Here is a 14,926-nt window from a genome sequence, read left to right as displayed (position 1 = left end):
ACGCTTAGCAGAGCAACAAGCGCAAGCAGCAGCCGAAGCCGAAGCACAACGATTAGCAGAGCAAGAAACTAAAAAGGATATTATTCTAAACCCAACGGATAAAGTGGGAAGAGACATGCTTGTAATATCTGAAGAAACAGAGGATTTAAAAACAACTCAAAATCAATTATTAAAACAGTTTAACGACATTGTTGATATAAAAGATGGTGATCTTCAAGATTTAAAAGAGGAATACGAATTAAGTCTTCAAGGTATTGAGGTTGCACCTAAACCTTTTAAAAGTGTTACGGATGAAAATAATAGACTGAATGCCATTGTCTCTGATTTAGAAAATGTAATTGAATCACGTAATAATGAGATTAAATCTTTGAAAACGATTTATGAAAATAATGCGGATACTGACTATGTTAAATTAAAAGACGTTAATAGTCATTATAGAAAAGAGATTCAGCGTTTAGAATTAGAACAAAAGGAAGCGGTAACCTTAAAAAATAAGTTACAAGTGCGTTTAGAAGATATTAATGTAGCGACCGAAATTGAACGTAAACGTAGAATTAAGCGAGCGGCTTTTGATACAGAGGACGCGCGTTTCGAACAAGACAGAGAAATATTATCAAACATTAAAAGGCATACTGGACCTAGTACAACCCCACTAACTTCTCAAGATTTTGATTTTGGAGAAGAGCAAAGCAGTAATATCCAAATTTTAAAGAATGTGAAGAACGTTAAAAACGGGTATTATGTCATTATTGCTGTTCATAGTGATGTCTTAAAACGTAACCAATTTGTAACCAAAGTCATTCAAGCAGGAGGTAATAATGTTGATTTCTTTTATGATTTTAACTCTAGTAATTATTACATCTATTACGATACATACGATAATATTCAAGCTGCTAATCAATCTATAGAAGCCAATGCTAATAAGCCATTTGCTGCTAAGATGTCTGTAGTGAAAATAGAGAATTAAAACAACCAAGAATAACTAATTAATTAACCACTATTTTAGTATTAGCGCGCCTCAACAGTTGATACTAGAATAAAACCAAAATACTATGGGAATTCCTACTATTTCTAAAATAGCTACAACAGTATGCTTGTTTTTTATAAGTTTTACATCTTTTGCTCAAAGTTTTGAACCTTTTGAACCTAGGTTTAATGAGGATCTAAGAGGAGACATCGTCCTTATTGGTAACAATATTCTGGGACCTAGTAATAATGCATTTAATGATAATGATGCATATAATAGTAACGAGGACATGCAGTATATTGATATCGACGGAGATAACTCTACCTTTAGTTCTTCTAGCGCCGATTTAGTTATTCCTAACCCCGATTGTTATGCTATTCGCTATGCCGGTTTATATTGGGGAGCTGTAAACCCTGGTAATGAATCTATAACAGATGTTAAAATTAAAGGACCAACTGGAGGCTATGTAGATGTTACGGGTACTATTATTCATGAGGCAGGTACAAATTCAGTAGACGGAGGAAACAGTTTTTCTTATGCGTGTTATGCCGATGTTACAAGTATAGTGCAAGGATTAGCTTCGAACTTGGGAACCTACACAATAGCTAATGTATCTTCGGATGAAGGTGAAACTTCAGATTTTGGTAATGGTACAGGTCATTCGGCAGGATGGTCTCTTTTTGTGGTTTATGAAGACCCTACTCTACCAGGGAAGTCCATTACAAGTTTTGATGGCTTTAGTTCTATTAATACACCTAATAACTCAAGTTTAGATATTCCCGTTACTGGTTTTAGAACTGTTCCAGCTCCCGCTCCTGTAAGAGCAAACTTTGCTTTTGCTGCTTTAGAAGGAGATAAACGTATTTCAGGGGATAGATTAGGGATAAACTTTTGGGCCTTATCAGCTCCCGATCGTCCATCGAACAACTTTTTTAATAGTACGATTTCACAACTAAGTGGCTTGCCAGTTAATAATAGAGTCCCAAATAGTACAAATACCTTAGGTTTTGATACTGGGATTTTGGAAGTTCCGAATCCTAGTAATAATGTGATAAATAACGATGCAACATCTGCAGTTATAAATTTACGGACGACTGGTGATACCTATTTTCCGTATTTCTTTGCTTTCGCTGTAGAGATTATTGAGCCCGATATTATATTAACTAAACTGGTAGAAAATGACGCGGGTGACGATATTGGTGGTGAGGTCGTTGGTTTAGGACAATCCTTAAATTACGTTATTGGTTTTCAAAATGTGGGAAATGATAATGCTACGAACTTTCAAATAAAGGATATTCTTCCTATAAATATTGTATTTAATTATCCGGGAGATTTAGTTCTTCCTCCAGGGGTAACAGTTGCAAGTTACGATCCTATTACACGTGAACTTATTTTAGACGTTGCAGACTACCTTGTCGAACAAAATGATCCTGTTTATGAAATTCGTATTGAAGTAGAAACGGTTGCGACCTGCGCAGATTTAGAAGATGCTTGTTCTAATATTATTAATAATCAGGCTTTTGCTACCTATAACGGCTATGATAATCCAACTTTTCAAATTACAGACGACCCTAGTTTAAATAGTAACACAGGGTGTTTGTTAGTTCCACAAGCGACAAACTTCTTAGCAGATTTGGACGATTGTAATTTTACTCAAAATGAAATTCTTTGTGGATCTAGTTTAGAGATGACTGCCGCAGGTGGTTATGACTCGTATTCTTGGTCTACAAGTCCAACAGGTACACCCGTAATTGGTACTTCTCAAAGTATCACGGTTACTGAAACGGGGACTTACTATGTATTTAATACAGCTATAGCTCCTTGTCAATCGATACAACAAGAGTTTATTGTAGAGCTTTACGGTGGTGATGTTGAAAACCCTGTTATACCTTATGCCGATGAAGTCGTTACTTGCCCTAACGATGGGGAATTATTACCTAACATATATCTATGTGGTGCTAATGACTCTAGAGAAATTCAAACCAATATTCCAGATTCAACGACACTTACGTGGGAACTATTAGACGAAACCAGTTGCCCTGTAGTTCTTAATACAGATTGTGCTAATGAAAACGCTGGTTGTGTTTGGAATGAAGTCTTTACTGGTCCAAACTATATAGCAGATACCTCAGGTCAATACCGATTAACAATTAACTATCCTGGTGGGTGTTTTGTTCAATTCTACTTTAACGTTTATCAGAATTTATTAGACCCAACTGTTGAGGCTTCAGATATTATTTGTACAAGTCCTGGAAGTATAACAGTTAATAATGTTCCAACGGGTTATGAGTATAGTTTAGACGGTACGACATACCAAACTAGTAATGTATTTACAGTAACGACTCCTGGAATTTATACTGTGTATGTAAGACAAATGAATATTGCAACTAACCCTTGTGTATTTACTGTACCAAATATCCAAATTAGAGAACGCGATTTTACAGTGTCTACAACGGTAATTCAACCTTTATGTCATGATGACTTGGGAAGTATACAGTTAGCAGCGAATGATGTTGAACCTCAATATTCTTATGAAATATTTCAAAATGGAACTTTGGTAAATAGTGTTGGCCCTATACAAGAAAACACCTACATATTTGCTAATTTAAACCCTGGAACGTATACAGTAACGGTAACCACCGACGACGGTTGTACGCACTCTGAAGAGTTAACTATTATCCAACCAGAGTTACTAACCGTTACTGCTGCTTTAACCACGCCTTTAACCTGTACTGACGGTGAAATAACAATTTATCCTGTAGGCGGAACACCGCCATATACGTATTTTATTAACAGTTCAACGGAATTTCAAACTGTACCTGAAGTTGTAGTAATCAATTCAGGTGTATTTGATATCACAATTGTAGATTATAATAACTGTAGTGTTTCAACAACAGTTACAGTTGACGATTTACCAGAACCAGAATATACGGTTACACATACCGATATTTTATGCTATAATGACAATACAGGTGTTATCGAATTTGACGTTACCGATGCTAATGGTTATACTCTAGAATATAGCATTGACAATGGAACCACTTTTAGCTCGAATGCTACCTTTTCAAACTTAGGAGCTGGCGATTATGAGGTGTTAATAAAATATTCGTTAAGTGGATCAGAATGTTTTACTACGGCACAAACCGTTACTATTAGCCAACCTGATGATGCCTTAACGGCAACAGCAGGAGTCTCAGAACTAGCTGGTTGTGGACCTTCAGGAGAAGGGACAATTAGAATTACTAATCCGCAAGGTGGTACCCCATTCCCTGCCCCTAACTATTATGAATATAGTTTTGATAATCAAGCAACATGGACCACTAATAACGAAGCGTATGTAACTCCCGGAACATACACCGTTTATGTTCGTGATGCTAATGGTTGTATTTATGCTATGCCTAATGTGGTATTGGATCAAGAACCACCAGCTCCTACTATTTCTTTAAGTGATACAGAGTTTAATTGTGATGGTTCTGGAAACGCAACAGTAACTATTACAAATAATGGCGGGGACTCTTACAGTTATGACTATTATATAGATGGTGTTTTAAACCCAAATACAGAGAATCCAGAAATTTTCACAAATGTACCATCAGGATCGCATACCATTAGTGTAGAATACACCTTATTAAGTGTACCAACCTTTAGTAATTTACTTTATGAAACTTTTGGTTATGGGGAAGACACGACTTCACCAGGAATAAATCCGGTTTACTACTGTTTTGAAAGACAAGTTGTGGCAACTCAGTGTAATGGTAACCCCGCTATTAATGATGGCGATTATTCTGTAACGTCGAATATAGAACACCCTTTTGGTTCGTGGGTAAATCCTACCGACTATACACCTGCAACTACGCCTCCAACTCCGGATGGTCGCTATTTAGTGGTTAATATTGGAGCAACAATTCCAGCTTCTGAGGTTTTATATGAAAAAGACATTATTGATATTATTCCAAATCAACCTATTCAAGTTGAATTTGCAGCAATAAACTTACTTAAAACTGGAAATACTCAATATGATCCTAATTTAAGAGTTGCTTTAGTAGACGCCTCTGGTACAGAAATTTCATTTTATAACACAGGTGATATACCAAAAACGGAAGATTGGATTGAATATCCTTTGACTCCAATAACACTTGATCCAGGTGCTAATACAAGTTTGAAGTTTATTTTAAGATCTAATGTTCAGCAAACTAGTGGAAATGACGTGGCCATTGATGATTTAAAAGTGTATCAATTACCTGTTGCTTGTACAACACTTGTAGAATTTCCTTTTGTGGTGCCTTCAGGACATGCCTTTACTGCAGATGTTACTGGAACAACCATGGTAAGTTGTGCTGGTGCTTCAGATGGAAGCATTACTATAGCAGCTGAGAATTTTAATACAACAAATGGTTATCAGTATTCTATTGATAATGGTGTGACATGGGTGACTCAAATGACATCACCATATACTATCACTGGTTTAACGGATGGTAATTATGATATTCAAGTGCGTTATGACGACGCTGTAGATACTTGTAGTTTCTCTTTTACAGAAACTATAAGCGTACCAGATGCCTTAACTATAAGTCTTGATCAAACCGATGCTACTTGTGTGGACGGAGCAACAATAACGGCGACTTCTACAGGTGGTACACCAAGTTACTCTTATCAATTAATAGATACCGTTGCTCCATTTACGGCAACTGACTTTGAAAGTAGTGGTATCATTACTAATGTGTCAGCAGGTTCGTATACCGTTGAAGTAACTGATGCTAATGGTTGTACAGAATCGACTACTATTACTATAGACGAACCTTTACTACCTACAGCGAGTATTGATGTTAATTCAGATTTATGTTATGATAGTATTGACGCCGCAACTATTGAAGTTACTGTAACTTCTGGTCAAGCACCATACCAATTTAGTAATAACGGAGGGGCTTTTCAGTCGAGTAATATATTTGAAAATTTAGTGCCAGGAACCTACACAATTGTGGTTAGAGATTCTTATGGATGTGAAGTGACTTTACCGGCTCAAACCATAGAACCAGAACTAACACTTAGTGCTGTTATCACAAAGGACTTAGACTGTACAACATCTCCAGACGCTGTGATTACGGGTACATTCTCTGGTGGATCAGCACCTTATACTTATCAAGTATCTGTAGATGGAGTTGCTTACATTGACCTAGGTATAACAGGTTCTCCTTTTACTTACACAACCGATACTCCCGGAACGTACCAATTTGAAATTATTGATGCATTAGGTTGTTCTGTAACGTCCCTAGTGAATACTATTGATGCTATTACATTGCCAACAGCAACAGCAATAGCTACAGATCCGTTGTGTTTTGATGAGTCTAATGGACAAGTTCAGCTAACGGCTACAGGTGGTTCAGGAGGTTATACCTTTAGTTTTAATGGTAGTCCGTTTACTGCGACTTCACTGTATGATGGTTTAAATGCTAACACTACAACAGCTACAACTACAGAGTATACCTATCAAATTCAAGATAGTAACAGTTGTTTATCTCCGGTGTATACAATTACTTTAAATAACCCTACAGAATTGGTAGCCTCTGCTACGCTATCTGATAATACAACGTGTAGTGCGACCTCAGAAATTACAGTAACCGCTACTGGTGGAACTGCGGGTTATGTATATAGCTTTAATGGGAATACATCTTATACGTCTTCTAATGTGCTGACAGTAAATAATACGGCAACAACGCAAACTATTACGTACTCAGTAAGAGATGATAATGGTTGTATTATTACTCAAACTATAGATGTACCACCATTCGATCCGTTAACAGGAATGACCTTTACGAATTCTAATGGTATTACATGTAATGATACAACTACAGATGTAACTGTAACGCCTAATAATGGTGTTGGTCCATTTACTTTTGAAATTACTGCACCAGCAACAGCAACCTCAAATACAACAGGAGAGACTACTGGTGTTTTCACAGGATTAACCCCTGGAGATTATACCTTTACTATTTCGGATTCCAATGGTTGTGAAATAACAGGATCTCATGTTATTGCGCCAGCGACGACTATAGCTGCTTCAGGAAGTAGTACCGATCAAACGTGTTTTGGTTCTGATAACGGAACGGCAACGTTTACGATGACAGATGTTAGTGCTGTAGGGAATTACACCTATACCTTAACTCCAAGTGCAGGAACAGCAACTCAAACGGGGAATAGTGTTACAGTAACAAACCTACCAGTTGGTAGTTATACACTTAATGTAGAGGATACTACTACAGGTTGTACTACGTCGGCTACAGTAACTATCGCTGCTGCAACACCAATTAACTTTACAGCAAATGCAAGTAATGTAAGTTGTAACAACGCTATATCAACGATTAGTTTCCCTTCCTTATCCGGAGGCGCTGGAGGTTACACGTATGCGTATGTTACTAACGGAAGTCCTGCACCAACATCTGGTGATTTCGGGACGTCAACAACAGTTGATACCGGAGTATTGGGATTAGTAATTGATGTTTATGTTATGGATAGTAATGATTGTGTTGTTATGGATACAGTAACAATTATTGCAGATCCAGCTCCAACTGTAACAGCAAGTGTCGATAATCAATGTACAGGAAACGGAAGTAACTTCACAATTAATGTCACTGCTACAGGAGTTGCGACATTAACATACAGTATTGACGGAACGACCTTCCAAACAGGAAATACGTTTACTGTGGTTGCAGGAACTTATACTATAACAGTTAAAGATGGTAATGGTTGTCAAGTAACCGATACCGTGACTGTTAGTCCGCAATTAACACTTGCAGCAAATTTAGATAAAGATATTACCTGTAGTTTACCTGCAGATGCGCAAGTAACACTAACGGCTACTGGTGGTGACGCTACTACGTATACCTATGCGTATTCTACAGATGGTGGTGCAACGTTTACTACAATGGCATCTAACGTTTTCAATACAGCAACTCCTGGGAGTTATATCTTTATGGTAACAGATGCTAATTCATGTAGTACACAAACAACATTACCAATTGAAATCACACCAGCAGTTAATCCTGATATTACAGTAGTGCAAACAGGTTTCATTAATTGTAACGGTGAAGAAACTGGTGCTATTTCTATAACACCAGATACTACGCTTGGTCAAGCTCCTTATAGTTATGAAGTTTTTAATACAACGACCAGTACGTCTTATGGAACTCAAACTTCTGGATTACCAGCAGGAGATTATACAGTTACAGTTACCGATGCTAGAGGATGTACAGAAGTTGAAACCATAACCATTTCGCAACCGGACCCAATACTTGTAACTCACCATGCGGTGGATATTTCATGTGATTCTACAACAAGTACCACTCTAGGGTCTGTAATTGTAGACTCCGTAACAGGAGGAGTGGGACCATATAATTATTATGTAACCGGGACTAACGGGTATTCTGATTTTGAATTAAATAATACAGGTACTACATCTACAACTTTTGATGTGGTTGACTTTGGATTATACCAAATTAATGTGGTTGACGCCAATGGATGTTCGGTGCTTATTCAGGATGTATTAGTAGCGTCTCCGCCAGATGATTTGGATATTATAATTAATTCAACTGCAAATTGTACTACAGGAGGAGAAGCAACGGTTAGTATCGGAACTACACTTGCAAGCACAGGTCCTTTCTATTTTGCCATTTATGATGGTACTATTCCAGCTTCAGCTCCAGTACCACCTGCAGGTGGTTGGCAGGTGGAAACAACTCCAGGATCAGGGTCAACTGTATTTACGCCGTTAACTCCTGGTATGTTATATACATTTATTGTTTATGACGTTAGTACAGGTTGTTACTATTTTGAATCGGCGACAGATCCTATTCCAACAAGTGCTACCTTAACAGCAACAGCTGTAAGTTCAAATAATATTACCTGTACAGGTAGTGCTGATGGAAATGTAACGTTTACAATAAATAATCCTGAGTCTACTCCTATTGATGTGCAATTCGAGATTTACAATTCATTGTCATTAGACCCTACAGGTAATATGGGGACGAGCACTGTGCCAGCAGGTGGTTCAATTACTATAACCGAATTAGGTACGTTAGATTTTGGTAATTATTTTGTGCTTATCACAGAAACTTCTGGTACTAATGCCGGTTGTAGTATAGTTACAGCACCGTTTAATATTACAGAGTCGGCAATAGATTTTAACCTAGCAGCTTCGGTAACGTTAAATGAAAACTGTAACGATTTAGGAGTAATAAGTGCCGTTGGTAGTGATGGTACAGCACCATACCAGTATCAAATTTTACTAGCATCAGATCCTACTCCTGTAGCAACTAGTCCAGGATGGGCAACACCAAATACATTTACAGTACCGGCTGATGTTTATACGGTATATGCTATGGATGCATATGGATGTATTAGAGAGGTAGATGTGACTTTAACAAAAGATGCCGAGCCAATAATCGATCCGCAGACTGCGCCATGTTATGATGGTAACCCTATACCTGTAACAATCACAGGAAGTGTATCCATTGGGACTCCGTTATACAGCATTAATGGAACTACTTTTGTGTCTAATCCGAACTTTACAATTTCTACCCCAGGTACACACACCTTATACATACAAGATGGTAATGGTTGTGTAGCTTCTACTCCATTCGTAGTTAATTCTCAGTTGGTATTAAGTGCTAACCTAACAAATGGTTTAGATTGTACTGTAACTCCCGATGCCGAAATTACATTAACAGCATCTGGTGGAGATACAACTTCTTATACTTACGAAGTGTCTACAGACGGTGGTACAACATATACGCCTATGGCGACTAACGTATATACGGCGACAACCGCTGGTTCGTATATGTTTAGTGTTACAGATGCTCAAGGTTGTGAGACGACTACAACTTATGTTTTAGACCCAATTCCTACAACAACATTTACAACCTCTCAAACAGATGTGAGCTGTAATGGTGGTAGTGACGGAACAATTACAATAACAACAACGTCGGCAACAGGTCCTTTTACGTATCAATTAGATGCAGGAACACCACAAACGTCAAACGTGTTTACAGGACTAGCTCAAGGGACTTATACAGTAACTGTTATAGATGCTTATGAATGTACTGTTTCAAACGGACCGATTACTATTAATGAACCAGTGCTATTAACAGCTACAGATTCTATTTCAACGAATACAACGTGTGATATAGCAACTGTTATTACAGTTACGGCTTCAGGTGGCACCTCGCCGTATAGCTATAACTTTAATGGTACGGGTTACTCTACATCAAATACATTCACCGTTAATAATAATGGTGCGGTTCAAACCGTAAACTACGGTGTTAAAGATGCGAATGGCTGTCTATTTTCAGGATCAGTAATGATCGATCCTTTAGATCCACCTACAGATTTAGAGTTTACCTCTACTCCAATTACTTGTTTAGTGAGTACAAGTGATGTTACATTAACAACAACTGGCGGAGTCGGTACTTTAAGTTACGAAATTCTAGCCCCTGCAAGTGCAACAACAAATACATCGGGAGCTACAAGTGGTGTCTTCACAGGATTACCGGTTGGCGATTATACGTTTTTAGTTACCGATGCTAACGGGTGTTCATATCAAGAATTATACACTATAGAAGATGTAGATAATATTTTGGTTACTGGACAACTTGAGAGTGATGTAAACTGTAATCCAGGAACCGATGGAGAAGTAGTGTTTACTGTAACCCATTTCACAGGAACATACAGCTACTCTATTAATGGAGCTACAGCAGTAACAGGACAAACAAATCCAACAGTTTCTGTAACAGGTATTACAGCTGCAAGTACGCAAACCATTGTTATTACCGATGAAACTACAGGCTGTACAGCGACTGCTTCAATCGCTGTTTCACAACCAGCACCTTTAGACTTAATACTTGATGCGATGGTTAATGCAAATTGTAATAGCGGTGCGGAAGTTAGTGTAACTGCTTCAGGAGGAACGGGTGCATACACCTATTCTTTTGTCGTGAGTGGTTCTCCAGCAGGGACGTATTCTAGTTCTAATACCGCTGTTTTAGATCCTGCTGTATCTACGGTTTGGGATGTTTATGTTCAAGATGCAAATGGTTGTGTAATAACTACGCCATTGACTATTACTATAGATACTGATCCTATTCCTACAGGACTATCAGTTACAGGCTCGCCATGTATTAGTGGAGCTAACGATTATAGTTTTACAGTAAATGTAGCTACCGGAATCGCGCCTTATACTTATAGTATAGGAAATGGATTCCAATCAAGTCCAACATTTACAGTTACTGCTTCGGGTACCTATAACATTACAGTTAAAGATGCCAACGGATGTACTAACACAATAACATATACTATTGAAGATCCTATAGGATTAACTTTAGATTATGCAGCACCAAGTTGTTCGGATGATGATGGAGAGATTACCGTTTTAGGATTTGGAGGAACAGGAAATTATGCTTACGCGATAAACCCAAGTCCAGCTTCGGTAACTTTAACTGGAAATGTATTTTCTGGTGTACCATCGGGGACTTATGATGTTACGATTACAGATACAACTTCTAATTGTACAAAAGATGTAACTATAACATTAGACCCAGCGACACCGGTAAGCTTTACATTGGCGGCTAGCGATGTTACATGTAACGGAGGCAGTGATGGTATCATCACAGTTACCTTACCAGCAAGTAACGATAATCCGGTATATACTTACGAAATTACTGCACCAATCACGGTTGCACCACAAACCTCAAATATTTTTACAGGTCTAGCGGTAGGAACTTATACGGTTCAAGTAACTTCAGGAAAAAATTGTATTACTACTGAAACGATAACAGTTTCTGAGCCTGATATTATAATAGTCTCTGATCCGATCGTAACACAATATGAATGTGCTTCAGGTAATGCGATTAATTATGCTACAATTACTGTGAATACGATAACAGGTGGTTCAGGTGTGTATCCTATTTACGAGTTTATCGAAAACGGTGTAGTTGTTCAATCAGGAAGTTCTAATACGTATACAGAAGCGGATTCTACAGGTGGTACATTTACTATTAATGTGTATGACGATGCAGGATGTGTTGGTAGTACAGCCACAGCGATTACGGTTACTCCGTTTATCAATTTAGAGTCACTAGATGTTAATGTTACAACTGAAATAACATGTACAAACTTGGAATCTATTTCAGTGACGGCGAATACTACCGGAGGGACTCCAACGAACTTAGAGTATACCTTAGAAGATGTTGTTGGAGCGACAACTGGAGGGGTATATAGTGAGACTAATACTACTGGAAATTTTACAGGGTTAGATATAGGAAACTATATTGTTACAGTAACTAATTTAGATACCGGGTGTAGTCTAGAAACTGTTCACTATGTAAACAATCCTAATACTTTTGATCTTATTGTAGATTCTGTAATTGATGTGACATGTTTTAATGATACCGATGGTAGTGTAAACATAACATTCGTAGATTTAGTAATTTCAGGAACGAATCCAGATCAAGCAGGACCGTTTACTTATACAATTACTGATGAAGCAGGTACTGCAGTTGTGACCGACACAGCACCAAATGCCGGTCCTATTACCATTGCAGGATTATTGGGTGGTACATATACCATTACGGCAACGGCAGATACTAATCCGTTCTGTACAGTTGTTAAGAGCTTTACAATTACAAGGCCTACGGCAGAATTATCTGTTAGCGCTACGGAAGCGTCTAGTGTGACGTGTGACAATAATATAGGGTCAATAGAAGCAATTGCGACCGGCGGATGGAGTACAACTTATGAGTATGAATTGTTGCTTGGAGGCGCAGTTGTTGAACCATACTCTCCTAATAGTTTCTTCTCAAACTTAGCCGCAGGAACGTACACGGTAAATGTTAGAGATACTTCAGGCTGTATTGCTTCGGCAGATGTTACTCTAGAGGTACCAACGCCTATTAATGCAACATTTATACCAAGTTCTACCATGTTATTGTGTTTTGGTGATCAAGATGCGAGTATAACTATAGAAAACGTAACAGGTGGTCAAGGTAGTAACTATACTTATGTGTTAAACACTATTGCACCAACACCAAGCTCATCAGGACCTCAGTCTTCAAATGTGTTTAATAATTTAGCTGCGGGAACCTACTCTATTACTATTACCGATGGATACAACTGTGAGTTCTCATCTGCAAATATTGTTATAGACCAACCTGCCCAAATTGAAGCAAGCCTAGTAACAACTACGACTCAAAGTTGTGCTGTTGAGTCTACTTTAACATTAACAGCTACTGGAGGTGTTGCACCTTATACTTATAGTGATACGAGTACTTTTAATACCACATTAGGAACGTTTAATAATACAATAACATTCCCAGTACCTCATGGTATGCATCAATACTACGTTAGAGACGCCAATGGTTGTGAAATTTATGTTTCAAACGAAATAACCATCGATCCTTTAGAAGAATTGGTAGTTGCTTTAGAGGCATCAACGACAACGATAAACTGTTCTGGTGATAATAATGGTAGTATTGTGGCGTCTGCTCAAGGTGGATTAGGAAACTATGTATACACACTTGAGGACACAAATGGAAATACCATAAATGCGACTCAAGATAGTCCGGGTGTATTTACCGGCTTGTTCGCAGGAGATTATGTTGTTCATGTGGTGAGTGAAGATTGTATAGCAAATTCAGCTACCATTTCTATCACGGAACCTTCAGAACCTTTAACAGCTAGCTTTAACGTGTCGGATGTAACATGTAGTGGTAGCAATAATGGGATCTTAGAAATTATAGCAAGTGGAGGAACAGGAATTATTAAATATGCGATTTCACCACAGTTAAATCAGTTTTTCGAAACTAATGTGTTTGAAAACCTAGCACCTGGTGATTATACTGTTATTGTTCAAGATGTCTTAGGGTGTTATATTACTTTCGACTTTACAATTACTGAGCCGATTCCAGTAACTCTAGATATTACTCCTAATTCAATCTTTGCAGAATTATGTGCTGGTGAAGGAGATGGTGAGTTTAGCGTTGATATTGCTGGTGGTAGTTTACCGTATAGTGTAAGTTTAGATGATAGTGAAGGGGTTTATACTACGGGAGGATCTACACAAACACTATTTGAATTTACAGGATTAAGTGGCGGTGATCATATTGTTTATGTTCGTGATGCCGAAGGTTGTGAGTCTGAGTGGTACATTCCATTCCCAGAAGCAGTTACCATAAATCCAACAGTAGAGGTTGAATTTAGTTGCGTTGGAAATAGTTTAACTAATACAGTTACAGTATATGTTGATGACAGTAATACAGACACTTCATTATTAGAATATGCTCTTGATGGAGGTCCTTACCAAGCGAGTAATGTGTTTACTAATGTACCAGCAGGTACTAATCACTATATTGATGTTAAACATGACAATGGATGTATTCAGAATACAGACTTCTTTGTGGTTCAAAATTATCAACCACTAAGCTTAATTTTAAATGAAGGAAGTGAACCAGGAGAAATTGTGGCAACAGCTACAGGTGGTACTGGAGACTATGAGTTCTCAATAAACAACGGTACTTACGGTTCTAACAATTCATTTATGGTAACGCAAACAGGTACATATTATGTAACGGTGATAGATAGCGCAGGTTGTCTAGCCGAAGCAGCAATAGAAATTAATATTGTTGGACCTTGTATGTCAAATTACTTTACACCAAATAATGATGGTATTGCTGATACTTGGGCTCCAGGATGTGCAGAAGATTTTCCGAACTTAACGTTTGATATTTTTGATCGTTACGGAAGGAAAGTGGCGACTTTACAAGTAGGAGAATACTGGGATGGAACGTATAACGGAACCGAGTTACCTACAGGAGATTATTGGTATGTAGTGAAAACCAATAGCCAACTTTTAGATAAAGAATATGTTGGACATTTCACATTATACAGATAATTAGCCCTAAAGCATTAAAAAAA

At 37.9% G+C, this 14,926-nt stretch carries 1 protein-coding gene and 1 pseudogene; both read left to right on the top strand.

Features of this window, described 5'->3' with window-relative positions:
• Nucleotides 1–967 (top strand): annotated as a pseudogene (locus BLV64_RS14555) (PorP/SprF family type IX secretion system membrane protein); the annotation flags it as partial.
• Between the two features lie 85 nt (nucleotides 968–1,052).
• Nucleotides 1,053–14,903, top strand: a complete 13,851-nt coding sequence (locus BLV64_RS09185) for a T9SS type B sorting domain-containing protein (RefSeq protein ID WP_092134335.1) — start codon at nucleotides 1,053–1,055, stop codon at nucleotides 14,901–14,903.
• Nucleotides 14,904–14,926: the final 23 nt, after the last annotated feature.

Origin of the sequence: Bizionia paragorgiae, assembly GCF_900107625.1 — a bacterium.
In the GTDB taxonomy this organism is placed as follows: Bacteria; Bacteroidota; Bacteroidia; order Flavobacteriales; family Flavobacteriaceae; genus Bizionia; species Bizionia paragorgiae.
The sequence above is the reverse complement of the archived record's forward strand: the minus strand, read 5'-3'. Positions and strand labels throughout refer to the sequence as shown.